Here is a 16,926-nt window from a genome sequence, read left to right on the forward strand (position 1 = left end):
TATTTCAGACGTTTGATATAGAACAGTTCTCGTCCATCCGCTGTCAACCCCCGTGGAGGTCGCGATGACCGGGAGCCCGCCATGACCTGGACGACGACAGTGCACCCGTGGTCGTCCGACTTCGACTACCTCGGACACCTGACCGCGGCTGTCTACCCGAAGGCGTTCGAGCAGGCGCGGGTGGACTACCTGCGCGACCGGTGGCGGACCCCCGCACCGGCCTATGTGGTTGCCGCGCAACGGATGCAGTACCTCAAGGAGGTCCTCGAAGCGGACGGCCCGCTCAAGGTCGCGCTCCGGCCGGTACGGGTGGGCCGTTCGAGCTTCGATCTCGCGGAACTGCTGTGCGATGCCGAAGGCGCCGTGTGCAACCGCTCCGATGCGACGCTCGTGGCCTGGGACCTCGAGACGCGCCGTCCGCGGCCGCTCACCGCGGGCGAACGCGACGCCCTCAGCGCGGACATCACCGCATGAGCACCGGATTCCCGCTGTCCAAACAGGAGGTTGAACATCACTATGACTGCTGAACGCCGCACTGGAAAACGTGTCCTCGTCACGGGCGGCGCGGGCGAGATGGGCGCGCACGCCTGTCGTGTCCTGGCCGGCGCCGAGGAGATCGCCGAAGTACTTGTCGCCGACCGGAACGAGGCGGCTGCCACCGCACTCGCGGACGTGCTCGGCCCGCGGGCGAAGCCGCTCGCGCTGGACATCTCCGACGCGGCCGCGCTCGCCGGCGCGCTGTCCGGCATCGACATCGTGCTCAACACGACGGGGCCGTTCTACCGGTTCGGCCCGCTCGTCCTGCGCGCCGCGATCGCCGCCGGAACGCACTACCTCGACATCTGCGACGACTTCGAGCCGACCCTCGAGATGCTCGGTCTCGATGCCGCCGCGCGGGAAGCCGGCGTCACCGCGGTGATCGGGATCGGCGCGAGTCCCGGCATCAGCAACCTGCTCGGCGTGCTGGCGATGAACGAGTGCGACGCGGTGGAAACCGTCTACACCTCTTGGCGTGCATCGGGTTTCCAGCGCGCCGAGGTCGACGACAGTGTGCGGTCGTCCGCGGCGGTCGAACACTGGTTGCACAACTGCACCGCGACGATCAAGGCGTGGCGCGACGGCGGTCTCGCCGACACCCAGCCGCTCGAGGAGCGCACGCTCAGCTATCCGGGACGGGGCGAAGCGACGGTCTGGGTGTGCGGCCATCCCGAACCACTGACACTCCCCCGCTCCCGAAGCGGCGTAAGGGAATCCCTGAATCTCATGACGTCCAGGCCGCGGTTGATGGAGGCGGTGATCCGCACGGCGAACCGGGTCCGCTCCGGCGAACTCGACGTGGCGGCAGCGAGCCGAGCCCTGGTTCTCGAGCCGGGCACGATGGGCTCCGCCGCGGGTCCCGCGCCGTCGCTGCCGGTGCTCTTCGCCGTCGCGGAGGGAACGAAGGACGGCAAGCGAATCCGCGTCGGCGCCCGCCCCCTCGTCGTCCCCGACGACAGCATGGGCACGATGACCGGCATCCCGCTGGCCGTGGCGACGCTCATGACAGCGCGAGGCCAGTGCGGCCGACCGGGCGTCCACGGGCCGGAGGTCCTCGACGCGCGCACGTTCTTCGCAGACCTGGCTCAGCACGCGCGCCAGGTACCCGGAAACGAACGCCCTGCCGACGTCGTCGAGGTCGTCGTCGAGGAAATCGCCGCCAGGTAAGCAAGGAGGTGCACCTCGGCCGGGCCGAGGTGCACCTCCTTCGAACACTGTCACGGCGTTCAGGCCGCCGCGGGGCGCATCTCGATCCCGCGCGGATGGCGCAGCCGCGACATGCCCGTGGCAAGAAGAACCGCCAGCGACATCCCGACGGCTGCCACATAGCCGGTGGTGTAGAGGGATTCCTTCGGCAAACCGGTCGCGGCGTCGGTGCCGGAACCGAGCACGGCGGAGATCACCGCCGAACCGAATGCGAACCCGATGGCCATCGCGGTGCCTCCCATGCCCGAGGCCATTCCCGCCTTGTCCTCCGGGACGGCGTACTGCGGGACCGCGAACCCGCCGCTGTATCCGGCCCGGCTGCCGAGCCCGATGATCGCGGAGCCGACGAGGTAGTGCCACGGCTGTCCGTGCGCCACAGCGAGCCACAGGAAACCCGCCGCCGACACGAGACCGCCGAACACGAGAACCACTCCGGGCCGTCCCTTCGCGACGAACTTCTCGGCAGCGGCCCCGCTGGCGAACATCGACAACGCGAACGGCAACATCAACAGGCTCGATTTCAACGCGTCGTATCCGAGCCCGTATCCCGCCGCGGCCGGGGTTTGCGTGTAGTAGGTCACCAGCAGCAGCAACGCGCCGTCCGTCGCGCCGAAAAGCCCGACCGCCAGGCACGAGGCGGAAACGTAAGGCTTCTTCAGCAGGCTGACGTCGAAGACCGACGTCGAGGACCGGCGTTCCGCCACTGCCCAGACCACACCGGCGACGACGCCCGCCGCCAGCAGAATGTAGGGCAGGCTCCCGGTCCAGACCGTGCCCTGCGAGAGGGCGAGGAGAACCAGGCCGAGCCACCCGATCATCCACGCGGTTCCGAGCACCCCCATGCGGCCGCGGGACGTCGCCCGTTCCGCCGGGAGGACAGCCACGAGCGCAACAGTCGTCAGCGCCAGCACCGCCGCCATCGCGTAGAAGAACGTGTCGACGGAGAAGTACTTGACCAGCACTCCGCCGCCGGTCAAACCCAGGACCACGCCGATTCCGCTCGCGATGATGGACACGCGCACCGCGACGCCGATCGCGCTCCCCGGCAGCAGCCGCCGCAGGAAAACGAGCGGGAGCAGCATCGAACCGCTGCCCAAGCCCATCAGCGCTGCCCCGGCGACCAACGCCGGGTAGGCATGGCCGACCGCGGCGACCAGCGCGCCGACAGTCATCACGACACCCGAAGCCAGCGCCGTCGTGCGGTCCCCGCGCAAATCCGACAGGCGCGGGATCAGCACGAAACCCGCGCCGGAGGCCAGCGTCATCGCGGTGAAAACCCAGGCCCCGGACGCGACGCTGAGGTGATACTGCGCCTGCATGTCCGGCAGCAAGGGCGGCAGCATGAACGCGATCGCATTCGTCACGGTCCCGAGGAATCCCGCCACGGCAATGAGCAACCAGCGGGCCGGCTCCCTTCCGGTGCCGATTCTCGCCGGCGTTCCGACCGCATCGTTGAGGTCTGTCATCCGTTTCTCCCGTAGTCAGTTGTCGGACCGAGCCGCACGCACTTCCTGCGCTCGGCGGTGCGAGCGGGCCGCGTTCTCGCGTGGTTGGCGAGGCTGCGCACCGCCTGGCTGCTTCCCGGAGGCCTGCCGATCGGCTCCCTCCGCGTCGATCAGGGCAGCGATGTCAGCCGCCGCCCTTTCCCCGGCGACGACCGCGCCCTCCATCGAGCCGGGCCACGCCGGAGACGCCTCCGAACCGGCGAAGTGCAACCGCCCGGCCGGTGCGGCGTAGCCCGGCCCGCAGGCGGTGAGCAGCCCGGGCGACCAGATCGGGATGCAGCCGGACGTCCAGCGCTCCTCGGTCCAGTTCATCTCGTGGTACTCGTCGGGGCGCAGCGCCTGGTCGCCGAAAGCACGGGCCAGGCCGGCGAGGACTGCCTCGCGACGCTGCTCGGGGTCGCCGGGCATGGGATCGGGCAGATCCGCGCTGATCCCGCCATCGGCGCGCGCGAAGCCGACGAGTGCGCCCTGCCGTTCCTCCGGAGGAGTGTCGTCCCAGGTCAGCATCAACGGTCCGGCGTCGCTCATGCTCGCGCCGCTCAGTCCCTGACGACGCCAGAACGGTTCCGGATAGGTCACATGGACCTTGTAGGCGTGCGCCATCGACATCCGCTCGCCGATGGTCCGCTGGGGAAGCGGCAGCTGCGGATCGATCTGGATACCGGCCCGGTCCGGAGGGCTCATCGCGAGGACTACACGGCGTGCGCGATGGGTGCCGGCCGGCGTGTCGACCTCGACCCCGTCGTCGTACTGGCGGATCGCCAGGATCGGGGAACCCAAGGCGACCCGGTCGCCGAGGTCCGCGGCCATCCGGTGGCTCAGCTCGGCCGACCCGCCGGCGAACGAACGCTCCGCGCCGCCGGACAGCGACGCGAGAAGCGTCTCCACCCCGCCGATCAGGTTCAAGTGACGGACGACGAACAGCAAGGACAGGTCGCCCGGACGCGATCCCAGCGTCAACGCGCCGATGATCGCCCAGAGCGTGCGCGCTGTCGCCGTCTTGGTGCTGCGCCGGACCCAGGACTCGAAGGTGAGCGCGTCCAGCTTCGCTGCCTCTGGCGTCGCCAGCGCGTCGGCGCGGGGAGCGCGTTTGCACAGCCGGCCCAGCCGGACCAGGGACTGCGCGAAATCCGCCGATCCGAGCGGGTCGGCGATCCACGGCATCGATCCGTCGAACTTGAGCACGCGACCGCGGCGCTCGAACACCGCTTTGCCGCGCTCGTTGTGCGGCCAAGTCGGCACGCCGAGTTCTTCTCCCAGCGCGATGAGCCTCGTGTACTCAGGCCCGACCAGCTGTCCGCCTTCCTCGGCGAACCGCCCGTTCCCGAGCTGGTGGACCTTGGTGCGCCCGCCGACCCGGTCACGAGCTTCGAGCACTCGAAGGGACGTGACGCCCGCCTGGCTGAGACGACGCGCCGCAACGAGCCCGGACAGACCGGCCCCGACCACGATGACGTCGACCGTAGCGTTCTCGCGTTCCATGAATTCCTCGCTCTGCACCCAGACCTTCTGTCGCCGTTCACTGTCGTGACCGGGGTCACCCCGGCACTACGGCAACACCCACCGGCTGCGGCTCGGCGGTGGTGCACTGTTCACCAGGACCGTCGGGCAACCAGACAACGCCAGGCAGAACGGGCGACCATCCGCGTAATCGATTCGGCACGCTCTGACAGTCACTGCGGCCGGGATCAGAAGCAGGCAGGGCGGCCGAAGCAGCGGCGTCGCATGAGCACCGGCCACACGGTCAGCCCTACGAACAAGCGGCGGCTCGGGCAGACGGGTCCCACACCGCGCCGACACAGCCGACCAGGGCCGAACCCTGGCACAAGGGCACCAGCGACATTCCGCAATATCTCCGACTGCCCTGCTACATAGAGCCCCCGACGCGGCGATGCGCCAAGAATGTGCTCCGGAGCCGACACAGAACGTCGTCAATGGTCATTCGCGCATCCCCAAAAACCGCGCGCGACCTGCACAACTGACCCAGTGAGAAACAATTCGGAATTTGCCGAAACTCAACTTTTAATCCGCGGCTTCTGGGTTCGAGCCCCAGACGGCCGCCTCCGTTTGTTCTGCTGTGCCGATTTGCCGCCGGGTCCGAAAGCCTGCGGTGCAGGTCCGACCGAGGGATGGCCCAGTGCAACGGGATTCTTGCGCTAGCCCGAGTTGCCGCGCACACGACTGCGAGACCTGTCGACTCCGATCCGGTGGGTGCCCGCAGCAGCAGCCTAAGCGGCGGGCCCGTCGCGACGAGTACCTCCTCGCGTGGTGGACAGCTAACGCCGGGCGTCCTCGCGCGGCCACCAGCGCACAGTGCCGTCGATGAGGTCGGCGGTTCCGTTCGGGTGACGCTTGAAATGCATGACAGGGCTCTGTCCGGCGAGCGCTCCGAACACGTGAGGATTCACCAAAAGTTGGTCATCGAAACGGTACAGCGAGTTGTACAGAGTTGCGCCGTGCGTACGAACTTCGACACCGTCAAGGTCGGCGATCTCGGCCAGATACCGGCGCATCAGCTGTATGCGCCCCTCCAGGCCGCCAGGCGTGCCTTCGTCGATCGCGCGTTGCCGGACAGCGTCCGATTCCTCGTCTCCGACGAGCATCCTGAAACGAACGCCAGCCCGGACCTCCTTCTGGATCATCGGTACCAGGTCGTACTGTTCCACCAGAAATACCCCGGAGAACACCAGCACGTCCATCTGCTTCTCGACACCCGCCAGCAGTTCCTGCCAGCCGGCTCCGGTGATGGCCGAGCGGGACGGGCAGAGATGGACGAACTCGGTTTCGGAGGGGACCTGCTGGGCACCGCCGGTGAGGGACGGCTAGATCTCGGCTTCTCCGACCCCAGCACGGTGAGAATCCGGTGCCTGGCCGTCCGATGCGGCACCGCCTCGTCCCGGATCCACCGGGGCTGGCACGGTTGGAAACGTCCCAGGGGACGTTTCAGCCCGCGAAGCCGTCCTCAAGAGTCCCGCAAGTGCGGTGTCGACGTCCTCCACAGTGGAGTTTTCTGTGACCAGCACAGCAAAACCGCCGCAGGTCGCATGGAGGAGGTAGCGGTGTTCCTGCTGATCTGCTCATGGAGGCTCCGTCGGCACAGACTCGATCAACGCCCGCAACGCGCACGGGATCAGCACGGTCATGAAACACGCCCTCGCCGACGCCGACCTCGCCGCAGACGAACTTTCCTGGATTCTCCTGCCCCACTACGGAAAACAGCTGCTCGACGCCCACTGCCTGCGCCCACTCGGCGTCACTGCCGAACGCACGCTGCAGCACGCAGGCGATCAGTGGGGACACCTCGGCCCCAACAACCAGATCGTCGGCCTCACCCACCTGCTCGCCCGCAATGCCGTCCAACCCGGCGACCGCCTGGCGCTCATCGGCATTGGCATCGGCATGACCTGGACCGCCGCGATCCTCCGAATCGACCGCGTCCCCGCCTCACTCCGAGCACAAGCTCCGCCGCTCGGTCTTCCCTGGCGCGGCAGAACCTTCCGACCCATCTGACCCTCGCGCGGCCTCGACCCACGTCCGAACGCGACAGCTAGCAGGCACGCCATGAGCATCGAAGCAATCAACTGGGCGCTCAAACACGCCCAGATACCCACGGACCGGCGCGACTCGTCCAGCCTCGCCGTGGTCCTCATCGGACTGGCCAACCATGCTGACCCCGAAGGCAGGAACGCCTTCCCGTCACTGGCCACCCTGGCCGAATACACCCGCCTGTCCGAACGCTCGGTCAGATACGCCCTTCGCCACCTCGAACGACTCGAACTCATCAGATCGGCCGACCCGCGCATCGTCGCCGCGCACGTCCAACGCGCCGACCGCCGATCTAACGGCTACGACCTGTCCATGACCGCCCAACCCGCCAATACGGGCGGCTCCGTCGTTGACGACAGGGGGCAAGCAGTGCCGATGGGCAACCAGCGCGGGGGGCAAAACACGATCGTGCGGGCGGCAAAGAGCGCCGCGGCGAGGGGCGGTCAATGCCCCCGAACCATCCATGAACCTTCCTTGAACCATCCGCGCCGGAGGCACGCCGGCCGTGACGAAGCCAGCTACGTCCCGCCGCCTTGTGGCAGCTGCGACGCGCGTCCTGGAGACCCAGTCTCCACCCGGTCCACCACGGACGAAGACGGCAACGTCCGGCGGTGCCCGTACTGCCACCCCGCAGAGATCTACCGCGTCCCAGACGAAGCCTGCCCCACCTCGACGTTCGTTCCTGCGCTCTTCAGCCGCCCGGCTCGCCACCCCAGCGGAACTCCAGGCCGCTTGAACGCAGCCCTGGTCGATATCGACAAATCCCCTCCCCTAGCAACGCATGCCTCGGCTGGAGGACCGGATGACAAGCAATAAAGCAGGGGGCCAGGACCTCACGCCCATCCAACGATCGATGCGCGCCAGCGTGGCCGCCCACGTCTCCTGGTCACGCACCATCGATCGAGCGGCCCGGACCGCACCAGCGCGGAGAGCAGCCTTGGACCGTTTCGAGAAGCAAGTTGACCCCGAAGGCATCGTGGACGACGAGACACGCCAGAAACGAGCCCTCGCGGCCAAGCGCGCGTATTTCCAGCAGCTGGCCTACCGCAGTTCTCGCGCTCGCGGGCGCACTCACCGAGCCCAGCAAGACGGCGGGGACGCCGAACGCTAGAGCAGCGTCCCAACGAGGTTCAGCTTCCGGTGCGCCTCCTGCGCCCGTTCATCCGCCGCGGAGGCCCCGTAGCGATCGAGCATCTGGCGGCTGCGCCAACCAGCGATCCGCATGATCGCCTCGTCGCTCATGCCCGCCAGCTTGCACCGGTGTGCCCACGTGTGCCGGAAGAGGTGCGGGAACACCGGACCGATGCCTGCTTGCTCCGCTCGGCGGTCCAGCATCGACCGGATACCCCACTCGTTCAGCACGCCGGAGCGGCCGAGCCAGGCCGCGACGGTGCGTCTGCCGTACTGGTGACGTGCGCAAGCACGGAAGTAGCGTCGGAGCGCTTCCGCGGTCGCCGGGTTGAAGGGCACGTCACGTGCGCGACGCCCCTTCCCCAGAACGCGGACGACATCGACGTCGAAATCGAAGCTGCCGCGTTCCTGTTCGGCTGGATTTGCCACCGTCAACAGCGACAGTTCACCGACCCGGACTCCGCAGTCGACCAGCACCAGAATGATCGCCCGGTCCCGGAGTTCGACAAATCCTTTCCCTTTCGTAGTGGCAAGCAGCGCTTTCAACTCTTTTTCGCGCAAGACCGTCGGCGGATTTTCCGGGACGTGCGGCACCTCCATTTTGCAAAACGGGGACAGCTCGACAATCTCTTCCACGTCATCAAGCCAGCGCCAGAACTGCTGCAAGTGCCGGTACTGCTTGGCGATGTAACTGTGCGACAGCGACTCCCCGGTGCGGAAATTCGGCCGTTGGCGGAGATATTCGAAATACCGCTCCAGCTCCCGGCGTCCAATGTCAGGAGCCACCATCGAGATGTCTTCGTCGTCGAGGTAGTTGACCAGCATGGCCATGCTGTCGAGGTAGGCGTCGATCGTGGAGTCGGCGCGGTTCTTGGCCCTCAGATGCGTTCTCCAGTCCGAGACGAGCTCCCGGATGTCATCGGGCTCCAGCACCTCCAGCGGTGCCTCAACGGCGGTCATGAAAACAGGCTTACTCGAACAATCCCTGGGGTTACCAGCGCTGTGCTCGTTTCCAGCGCTTCCGCGACACCGCTCCTCAAGATCATTTTTGAGGGCGTTTTCGCAGGTCAGACCCTATATAAAGGGAGGCAGAGTGGGCCGGGTCGGGCTCGAACCGACGGCCAAGGGATTATGAGTCCTCCTGGGCCGAGCAGTGTGCTGACCTGCGAAAACACAGGTCAGCGGCGAGCATTGGGACCAAAATCCCTTGGGTTTGGGAAGATCCCCCAAATCGGGGATCACAGCCCATCGTCCACCGTACCCTCAGCGCACCCAAACTGCCGACCGCGGAGCGCGCTTCAGCACGGCGGTTGACAGCCCTCCACGGGGGTGTCAGCCGCCGTGCTCACGTCCGACCGGAGCGTCGCACTCGCCACACGGCCCGCCATCGCCGGACAGTCGCGAGTTAGCTCGGCTTGCGCTGAATGCACCTCGGAGGACAGCCGGTTTTGACTCGCAGAAACGACGGCAGCCCCATCTCGCAACTTGGTCCGCGAGCTATGTCCAATGGATCAGCTTTCGCTGCTTGCTGTTGACGCGCGGGCCAAGGAGTTATCGTGCCGCGGCTACCGCGCAGAACGCGTGACCGCGACCTTGGCGGTCACGCCAACCAGGGCGGTGATGGCTCACGGCATGGAGGCTTCACGCACCCCGAGATCGCGAAGCTGGATCCGCAGCACTTTCCCCGGCGCGCCGACTGCGCCGGGGGCCTCGCGGCTTTCTTGGTTGGTGATTCCCGGTGCGCCGCTGCCCGGACGAGCCGGTGGGGGGGTAATCGTCCAAAAAGGTCCTCGCCGTGGCCGCGCGAGGAAGGGGCTTGCACAAACGCCGCTGTGTCGCTTCCGTCTGAAGACTGACGTCGCGCACATGGCCACAAGCGTGTCCGCTCACAAGTCCTTACGGGCCTTGGGAAACGACATCTAGCCTTGGATCGAGGCACCGAACGAGAAGCCGAACCAGTTCACTGTGGCTGACCTGCGCGAAAGGTGGAACGCGTTCTTCTTCTTGAGTAGGGTTCGATCATGGACATTGGGATCGCGTTGCCGACGATGTGCCGTGGCTACGACCGCGCCGCCACCGTGGACTGGTGCCGGCTGGCCGAGCAGGGTCCGTTCTCCAGTATTTCCTGCGGCGAACGGATGACTTTCCACAACCCGGATATGTGGATCACGATGGCCGCCGCCGCCGCACTCACCGAACGACTGCGGATCTTCATCAACCTGTCCGTGCTGCCGGCGCACCCGACAGCGCTGGTGGCCAAGCAGGTCGCCACGATGGACGTGCTGTCCGGCGGCCGGGTCACCCTCGGTGTCGGAGTCGGCGGCCGGGAGCACGACTACCGTTCGCTCGAATCGTCGTTCGACCGCAGGCACGTGCGGCTTGACGAGGGTGTGGCCGACTTGCGGTCGTTGTGGGCGGGCGAGCCGCCGTTCCCCGAGGCCGACGCGGTCGGCCCCGCGTGCGTGCAGCCTGGCGGACCGCCGATTCTCGCGGGCGCGCTCGGTCCCAAGGCGATGGCCCGTGCGGCGAAGTGGGCCGACGGGGTGGCCAGCTTCAGCGTGGCCGGCGATCCTGCCGAGATCGCCGCCGCGGCGCAGGCCGCCCGACAGGCCTGGAGTGCGGCCGACCGTGAGCCGCCGCGTCTGGTCGGCGGCTGTTTCTACTTGCTGGGCGAGCCCGAACCAGGGCCGCGGCTGCGCGAGTTCACCGCCGAGTACCTGGCCGTCTTCGGGTCCGCCACCCGGCCGTTCGCCGAGGCGATGCCGACGTTCACCACCGATGCGGTGAACCGGGCGCTCGACGGCGCCGAGGACGCCGGGCTGGACGAGTTCATCCTGGTCCCCGCCGGCACCAGTCTCACTGTGCTGGAATCGACAATCGAATTGGTCAACGCTCGCGGGTAACGCCCGTGAGGTGTACGCCAAGTCGCGGTGCCACCCGCACAATGGTGTGCTGAGCGCAGGCGGCCATCAAACCCGGGGCGTTACAGGTGTCGCGTGCCGCCGCATGTCCGGTTGGCGGGCCGAGGACAGTGGGTGGTCCGCTGAGGGAGCATGTTGCGGATCAGCCGTGCGGAGCGATCATGGAGACGGCTGCCGCATGTCCGGAAATGCCGATGTCAAAGCGTTTCGCCGTTCGGCGTTGCGCCGAGTCGTTGTGCGACCCGTCGCGCTGCCCGCTCGAGTGCCGGGCTGCGATTGCCCGGTCCATAGCGGCGGGCCGTGAGTACTGCGGCCGCGACCACTGTGCCGTGTTCGGCGACGGGGAGGGCGATGGCACGGATATCGGGATCGGCGAGCCCGTCGCTGCGTGCGAGGCGTTCGCGCCGGATGGCGGGCAGCTCCGTAGTGAACGCGGCCGCGCCAGGCGTGTCCGCCGCCAGCCGCAGCAGGCGTTCCCGGTCGGCGTCGTCGGCGTAGGCGAGCAGCAACCGGCCCGCTGCGGTGCGCAGCAGGGGACGCGGGATGTGGTCGTCGGCGACGCGTTGGAGCTGCCGGGGCGCGCGCGGCCCGGCGTGGTCGAGATAGAGCAGCTGGGTTCCGACGAGTGCGGCCAGCCCGATCGGGACGCGAGCGTCGCTGCTGAGCGCCTGCAGCGCGTCGTGATCGAGTCCGCCGGGCGGGCCGGGTTGGGCGGCGAGCACGCCGAGGACGTGCGGCCGCGGCCCCAGCCGGTAGCGCCGGTCGGTTTTGCGCAGGTAGCCGCATCGGCACAGGTCGTCGACGAGGTCCTGGGTGGTGCTGACCGGCGCGCCGACGGCGGCGGCGACCTCGGTCAGCGTCAGCGGCGACCGGGCGCGCGCGACCGTGTCGAGAATCCGGTCGGCCCGCATGATGGCACGCTGCTCCCGCATGTCCACATTTTACGGATATTCGGAAGTCCCGGCGGTCCGGTGCACTTCCGGAACAAGCTGGAGACATGGACGCAATCGATTCGCAGGCAACACAAAGCACCAGGGCAGCCCACGCCGGCTCGGAGAGCATCGCGGCCTCGCTGGCCGAGACATTCGGGCAGGATGTCGGCCCGGTCCGGATTGTCGGCAGCGATCCCCTGACGCCTTCGGTACACCGGCTGGGCGATGCCTCGGCCGCCGCGATCGCCGCCTTCGGCCAGCAGATCGCCGCACTCGCGGGGAAGGCACCGGTCACCGTACACGCCGACGCCGCCATCGACCAATTGCGCGCCAGCTTTCTGACCACGATCAACGGCCAGGCCGCGCACCGGCTCGCCGACGATCCGGCATCGTTGGCCAACAACGACTTCTACGCCACCCGGGACGGCCGCTGGATCTTCCTGATCACCACGTACCCGCATCAGCGGGACGCGGTCTGCCGGGTGCTGAACTGTCCCCCGTCCGCCCAGCGCATCGCCGAGGCCGCCGCGCACTGGGACGCGTTCGCGCTCGAGGACGCGGTCTGCGCAGCCGGCGGGGTGGCGGCTGTCGTGCGCAGCGCCGACGAATGGCGCAGCCTGCCCGCCGGCCGGCACAGCGCGGCGCACCCGGTGGTGCGGATCGACCGGATCGGCGAAGCCGAGCCGCGCTCGCTGCCCCGGGGCCGGCAATGGCCCCCGCTGCACGGGCTGCGCGTGGTCGACCTCACCCATGTGATCGCGGGGCCGGTGGCGGCGAAGCTGCTGGCCGCGTTCGGGGCGGACGTGCTGCACGTCAGCCGGCCCGATCTGCCCGACCCGGTCGCCATGATCGCGTTGACCGGCGGCGGCAAGCGCAACGCCTACTGCGATGCACGGGACCCGGGCCAGGCCGCGCGGCTGCGGGAAGTTGCCGCCGAGGCGGACGTCTTCGTCAACGCGTACCGCGGGATGGCCGCCCGCGGCTTCGCGGCGCACGACCTCGCGGCGGCAAATCCCGGGATCGTCACGCTGGAGTACCACTGCTGGGGCGCGGACGGCCCCTGGGCGGCACGCGGCGGATTCGACCAGCTCGCCTGCTCCGCAACGGGTTTCGCACTCGAGGAAGCTGTCGAGGGCAGGCCCTCGCTGCCACCGACATACCTGCTCAACGACTATCTCGCCGCCTACCTCGGAGCTGCCGGGACCGTTGCCGCGCTGCGCCGGCGCGCCGTCGAAGGCGGCAGCTGGCGCGTGCGGGTGGACCTAGCCCGGGTCTGCACCTGGGTTCAGGACCTCGGCAGTTTCACACCGGAGCAGGTTCGTTCCCTGCCGCGACCGGGTGCCGCTTCGATCGCCGAGCACACCGTGCGCGGCCCGCTCGGCACCCTCGTCGAACCAGTGATCCCGATCAGCTTCACCGGCCTGCCGACACCCACCCCCGGCGCGCCCGCACTGCTGGGAACCTCGGAATTGCAGTGGTAGCCACACGATCGCATCCCTCGGCAGCCGCGTGCTGCTGACCCTGGCCCGCGACTCCGCGGAAGCCACCGCCCGACTCGTCCTCGACGCAGCCTGCACCACGGACACTCTCGCCCGCGGGTGTCGCGACGGCGACGCCGGGAGGCGACCCGTCGCCCGGCGCCCGCCGGCAGACGAACCCGCCGCACGAACGCCGCCGCCTAAGCGTGCACCTGCCGCACCCCGGCCATCCGGTCCACCGCGTCCTCGACCGCCAGCGCCGCACGCCCGCGCAACGCCACGCTCTCAAAACGCGCACGCCCCGCAGCGTCGGCGACCAGCGTCGCGCACCCGCTCAATGCTCGTCCCCGTGCCCGTTGCCATCTCCGGAGCGGGAGCCTCCTCGCCGATCCGGGCCCAAGCCTCGCTCACCACGTCCCCCGCGACCAGCCGGGCCTTCTCCGCACCGGCCTCCGCCGCACGGGCGCCTCGCTGTCCCCACGCCGTCACCGTGACCGTGGCCTGCCGGACCGCGTTCGGCTTGGCGACCTTCTTCACTCCGTCATACGCCGCCGCACCGGCCAGACCCGTCGCTACGACCTATGCCGCCTTGACGATCACGTGCCGCTGGGCAATCGCGCTGCTTCCTCCGCAGCTGCCATCGCGACCTCGCCGCAATGATCAGTCTGTCGCGTCAGCAGTGGCGTACTTCCTTCTGTTGCATGAAGAAATGTTTCAGGCAGGCGTCGCGCATCCGGCGCCCAGGTCTTGTCTTTCATGCGGGGACCAGTCGCGCCTTCGTCATCCGCGGAAGCGCTCCGCGAGCCATTCGCCGATCTCCGCCGCCGCGAGGCTGGCGCCGGTGGGTTCGCCGGAGCGGAGCGGGCCGCCGAAGTGGGTTCCGGCTACGCGTCGATGGTCGACGTCGTCAGTGCCCAGCGCGGCGACCATCGCTTTCGCATCGGCCGGGAAACAGGCCGCGTCGCCGGTGAGTTCCACGAACAGCGACGGGGTCCGCACGCCGGGAGCGCAGCGCAGGAAGTCGGCGTTCGTCGTGTTCGCCGACCAGGTCGACAGCCACGCTTCCGGGGTGACCAGCCGGGCGAAGCCGACCAGGCCGTAGTCGGTGAGGTCGGGGCGACGGCCGAACAGCGAGCCGTACGGGCGCTCGTTCGGGTCGAGGGACAGGTCGACGAACCGCAGGTCGGCATCGGTGCGATAAATCGTGAGGATCCGGGGGGCCACGGAAGCCCGGCGGTCCGCGGGGTCTTGGGTGGTCTTGAACCGGGCGCGTGCTTCGTCGGCGAGTGCGACGCGGGCGCGGGCTTCGGCGTCGATCCGGGCGATCCGGTCCGCTTGCGCGGCGCGGTAGCGCTCGACGAAGTCCGCGGAGTAGGCGGAAGACGTTGGGGGGACGGCGAAACCGTTGGCCGTCGCGAACGGGTCGAGGTCATCTAGCACGGACAGCGGGTCTGCTTCGTCGGCGACGGACGGGTCGATCAGTCGCTGCAGCAGCGCGCCTTGTCCCGGGTGTGGGGCGAGGAACACGGCGCCGTCCGGCACGGGCAGGTCGGCGGACGCCAGGTCGACCGGGCGGCCGGACGGGGCGGTGGCGATCCGGTGCTCCGGGGCGAGCCCGGCCTGCTGGTGGTAGAAGGCGAACAGGGTGCCGCCGCCGGAGTGGCCGAGGGTGATCCTGGACGCGAATCCCTTTTCCCACAGGAAAACCTGTCCGGCCGCGACGTCGAGGAGCGCCTGTTCGTGGATCAGGTTCAGGTCGTTGTTCGGCGATCGGGTGCCTTGCGTCCACACCGCGAAGCCCCGCGCCAGCAGCTCCGGGACGAGCACGTGGTGGGTCGTGTCCATGCGGGGGTGCATGATCGACACGACCGTGCGAGCGCCGGGCAACGTCCGCAGCACGCCGGAGATCTTCGCGCCGTCGGCGGTGGCGAGTTCGTGCGCGGAAGTGATTGTGCCGGACGGGATTTCGGCCGCGTCGAGGTACCGTCCGGCGCCAAGACGCGCGGTCATCGTTCTTCCAGCCGCAGTGCGTCCTTGTCCCACTGGGTGATTTTCGCGTCCAGCAGGCCCGCGAGGCTGCTGTACCAAACAGCGTGCCGACAGCCGGTGGCGCGGCGATCGATGACGATCGGGCCTGGTGCGCTGACTTTGAAATAGGACCCGACCCGGTCGACTGTGACGGTGTCGGCCTCGGCAGCAACAGCCACGATCGGCTGGTTTTCTGGGACGTCCAGCAAGAACACGGCGGTCATCGCGCGGGCACCTCCGGAGCCGAAGCCCGCTCGACGATCAGCTCAGCTTTCCGGACCAGGAGCGCGTCCATCGACGGCGCGGGGCCGGACACGACGTCGACCAGCGCGTCGATGGTGATGTTCGCGTCGAGGTCCTCCTGCGGCGTCACCGGGCGCAGGGCGCGGGTGATCTCGACCATGTAGCCGTTGGGGTCGTGGGTGTAGATCGACTCGATGGTCTCGTGCTGGATCTGCATTTCGACCGGCCACTCGCTCCCGTCGAGGCGGCGGCGGTACTCCAGGAGGTGCTCCTCGCTGTCCACGTGGATCGCGAGGTGGCGCGAGCGGATGAAGAACAGCGGTACGTCCTCGGAGAACTTCGCGTACACGTCGCCCTGTGGGCCGCCGTCGAACTGCTCAAGCCCGAAGTAGTAGAAGAACGCGAGCCGGTCGTCGTTGCCGATGTCGAAGAAGAAGTGGATGAAGTCCGGGTGCTGTTCCGGACCCCAGCCGGCGGCGCAGATCGAGTGCACCACGGGGAAACCGAGGGTGTCGCGGTAGAAGCGGACTGTCCCCGCCGGGTCGAAGGTGGGGAAGGCGACGTGGTCGACGCCTTTAACCAGATGTGCTTCGGACATGCCGGTTCTCCTTTCAGACGGTGGCGTGGGCGCGCAGGAGGCTGCCCGCGCCGTCGATCGAGACGTCGAGGCCGAGGCTGCGCAAGATGCTGTACGCGCCCGCGGTCGCTGCGGACAGGACGGGAATCCCGAACTCCTGCTCGGCGGGCTCGATCAGGCTGAGCGAGGGCATCTGCACGCAGCAGCTGAGCACCAGAGCGTCCACATCGGACAGATCGAGCGACCGCGCGGCCGCCATGACCCGGTCGCCGGGGATGCAGCCGACCTCGTTGTTGTCGGACACTTCGAGCGCGCGCCAGTCGGCGATCTCGAAACCCTCGGCTTCGAGGTACTCGACCACCTGCTGCGCGAGCGGCTTCAGATACGGCGTCACCAGGGCGACCCGCCGGGCGCCGAGCGCGCGCAGGCCCTCCGCGAGCGCACCCGCGCTGGACCGGACGAGCGCCTCGGATCCGCCGGTGGCGAGTTGCTCGGCGACGGCGGATTCGACTCGCCGGTGCTCCCCCGGACCGCCGACCATGACGGCCACCAGGCAGGCGTACAGGATCACCTCCGGCGAGGCGTCCGCGATCTCCATGACGCATCGCTCGCGCTGGGCGTTCATCGCCGCCAGCCCGGCCGGCGAGACGGTGTGCATGCGCATCCGCGTCGAGTGGAACGAGAAGTCCGCGGAGGAGTGCCTCGCGAGCAGCGCCGGCATCTCGGTCTCGACGGTCACGTTGCTGCTCGGTACGACGAGCCCGATCCGGTGGGTGCTCATGAGGATCCCTTCAATTCCTTGCGTCTGCGACGAGTATTCGA

The 16,926-nt window shown here is 68.5% G+C and carries 17 protein-coding genes and 1 tRNA gene; 7 read left to right on the plus strand and 11 right to left on the minus strand.

Annotation, left to right across the window (positions count from 1 at the left end; genetic code table 11):
* The first annotated feature begins 81 nt into the window (after positions 1-81).
* Both ACFSVL_RS39435 and ACFSVL_RS39440 read left to right on the plus strand, forming a co-directional pair.
* Positions 82-474, plus strand: a complete 393-nt coding sequence (locus ACFSVL_RS39435; RefSeq protein WP_378312083.1) for an acyl-CoA thioesterase — start codon at positions 82-84, stop codon at positions 472-474.
* 42 nt (positions 475-516) lie between these two features.
* Positions 517-1,704 (plus strand): saccharopine dehydrogenase family protein, encoded by a 1,188-nt coding sequence (locus tag ACFSVL_RS39440; protein WP_378312084.1) that lies wholly within the window; start codon positions 517-519, stop codon positions 1,702-1,704.
* Between the two features lie 59 nt (positions 1,705-1,763).
* Here the strand turns inward: ACFSVL_RS39440 and ACFSVL_RS39445 are convergent, their stop codons facing one another.
* The 3 genes from ACFSVL_RS39445 to ACFSVL_RS39455 form a co-directional block, all read right to left on the minus strand.
* Positions 1,764-3,107: an MFS transporter gene (locus ACFSVL_RS39445; RefSeq protein ID WP_378312086.1), complete on the minus strand. Its 1,344-nt coding sequence runs from the start codon at positions 3,105-3,107 to the stop codon at positions 1,764-1,766.
* Positions 3,108-3,224: 117 nt separating this feature from the next.
* Positions 3,225-4,748: a flavin monoamine oxidase family protein gene (locus ACFSVL_RS39450; protein WP_378312088.1), complete on the minus strand. Its 1,524-nt coding sequence runs from the start codon at positions 4,746-4,748 to the stop codon at positions 3,225-3,227.
* 776 nt (positions 4,749-5,524) lie between these two features.
* Positions 5,525-5,947 (minus strand): hypothetical protein, encoded by a 423-nt coding sequence (locus ACFSVL_RS39455; RefSeq protein ID WP_378312090.1) that lies wholly within the window; start codon positions 5,945-5,947, stop codon positions 5,525-5,527.
* 442 nt (positions 5,948-6,389) lie between these two features.
* Here ACFSVL_RS39455 and ACFSVL_RS39460 point away from each other — a divergent pair, with 442 nt between their 5' ends.
* The 3 genes from ACFSVL_RS39460 to ACFSVL_RS39470 all read left to right on the plus strand — a co-directional run bounded on the left by ACFSVL_RS39460 (position 6,390) and on the right by ACFSVL_RS39470 (position 7,905).
* Positions 6,390-6,758, plus strand: a complete 369-nt coding sequence (locus tag ACFSVL_RS39460) for a 3-oxoacyl-[acyl-carrier-protein] synthase III C-terminal domain-containing protein (protein ID WP_378312092.1) — start codon at positions 6,390-6,392, stop codon at positions 6,756-6,758.
* 51 nt (positions 6,759-6,809) lie between these two features.
* The gene (locus tag ACFSVL_RS39465; protein ID WP_378312094.1) at positions 6,810-7,610 is read left to right on the plus strand and encodes a helix-turn-helix domain-containing protein; all 801 of its coding nucleotides are present in this window, start codon (positions 6,810-6,812) and stop codon (positions 7,608-7,610) included.
* A gap of 121 nt (positions 7,611-7,731) precedes the next feature.
* Positions 7,732-7,905 (plus strand): hypothetical protein, encoded by a 174-nt coding sequence (locus ACFSVL_RS39470; RefSeq protein WP_378312096.1) that lies wholly within the window; start codon positions 7,732-7,734, stop codon positions 7,903-7,905.
* On the opposite strand, the gene ACFSVL_RS39475 is transcribed toward ACFSVL_RS39470, so the two are convergent.
* Together ACFSVL_RS39475 and ACFSVL_RS39480 are read right to left on the minus strand one after the other, a co-directional pair.
* Positions 7,902-8,885, minus strand: coding sequence for a tyrosine-type recombinase/integrase (locus ACFSVL_RS39475; RefSeq protein WP_378312098.1), 984 nt, complete (start codon positions 8,883-8,885; stop codon positions 7,902-7,904). The two genes, ACFSVL_RS39470 and ACFSVL_RS39475, sit on opposite strands and share 4 nt — an antisense overlap.
* A gap of 134 nt (positions 8,886-9,019) precedes the next feature.
* A tRNA-Met gene (locus ACFSVL_RS39480) sits at positions 9,020-9,090 on the minus strand.
* A gap of 856 nt (positions 9,091-9,946) precedes the next feature.
* Here ACFSVL_RS39480 and ACFSVL_RS39485 point away from each other — a divergent pair.
* Positions 9,947-10,828 (plus strand): LLM class flavin-dependent oxidoreductase, encoded by an 882-nt coding sequence (locus tag ACFSVL_RS39485; RefSeq protein WP_378312099.1) that lies wholly within the window; start codon positions 9,947-9,949, stop codon positions 10,826-10,828.
* A 215-nt stretch (positions 10,829-11,043) separates the two neighbouring features.
* On the opposite strand, the gene ACFSVL_RS39490 is transcribed toward ACFSVL_RS39485, so the two are convergent.
* Positions 11,044-11,778, minus strand: coding sequence for an IclR family transcriptional regulator (locus ACFSVL_RS39490; RefSeq protein WP_378312101.1), 735 nt, complete (start codon positions 11,776-11,778; stop codon positions 11,044-11,046).
* Between the two features lie 65 nt (positions 11,779-11,843).
* Here ACFSVL_RS39490 and ACFSVL_RS39495 point away from each other — a divergent pair, with 65 nt between their 5' ends.
* On the plus strand, positions 11,844-13,259 hold the full coding sequence (locus tag ACFSVL_RS39495) for a CoA transferase (protein ID WP_378312103.1): 1,416 nt from the start codon (positions 11,844-11,846) through the stop codon (positions 13,257-13,259).
* A gap of 282 nt (positions 13,260-13,541) precedes the next feature.
* On the opposite strand, the gene ACFSVL_RS39500 is transcribed toward ACFSVL_RS39495, so the two are convergent.
* The 5 genes from ACFSVL_RS39500 to ACFSVL_RS39520 form a co-directional block, all read right to left on the minus strand.
* The gene (locus tag ACFSVL_RS39500; RefSeq protein WP_378312104.1) at positions 13,542-13,793 is read right to left on the minus strand and encodes a DUF1490 family protein; all 252 of its coding nucleotides are present in this window, start codon (positions 13,791-13,793) and stop codon (positions 13,542-13,544) included.
* 243 nt (positions 13,794-14,036) lie between these two features.
* Positions 14,037-15,266, minus strand: a complete 1,230-nt coding sequence (locus ACFSVL_RS39505) for an alpha/beta hydrolase (protein WP_378312106.1) — start codon at positions 15,264-15,266, stop codon at positions 14,037-14,039.
* The gene (locus tag ACFSVL_RS39510; RefSeq protein ID WP_378312107.1) at positions 15,263-15,508 is read right to left on the minus strand and encodes a hypothetical protein; all 246 of its coding nucleotides are present in this window, start codon (positions 15,506-15,508) and stop codon (positions 15,263-15,265) included. The genes ACFSVL_RS39505 and ACFSVL_RS39510 overlap by 4 nt, the downstream gene beginning before the upstream one ends.
* Complete coding sequence (locus tag ACFSVL_RS39515) at positions 15,505-16,125, minus strand: VOC family protein (protein WP_378312109.1); 621 nt, start codon at positions 16,123-16,125, stop codon at positions 15,505-15,507. Before ACFSVL_RS39515 ends, ACFSVL_RS39510 begins: the two co-directional genes overlap by 4 nt.
* Before the next feature lie 13 nt (positions 16,126-16,138).
* On the minus strand, positions 16,139-16,885 hold the full coding sequence (locus tag ACFSVL_RS39520; protein ID WP_378312111.1) for a maleate cis-trans isomerase family protein: 747 nt from the start codon (positions 16,883-16,885) through the stop codon (positions 16,139-16,141).
* Between the last annotated feature and the right edge of the window lie 41 nt (positions 16,886-16,926).

The sequence above is a fragment of the Amycolatopsis silviterrae genome, from assembly GCF_042684085.1.
Taxonomy (GTDB): domain Bacteria; phylum Actinomycetota; class Actinomycetes; order Mycobacteriales; family Pseudonocardiaceae; genus Amycolatopsis; species Amycolatopsis silviterrae.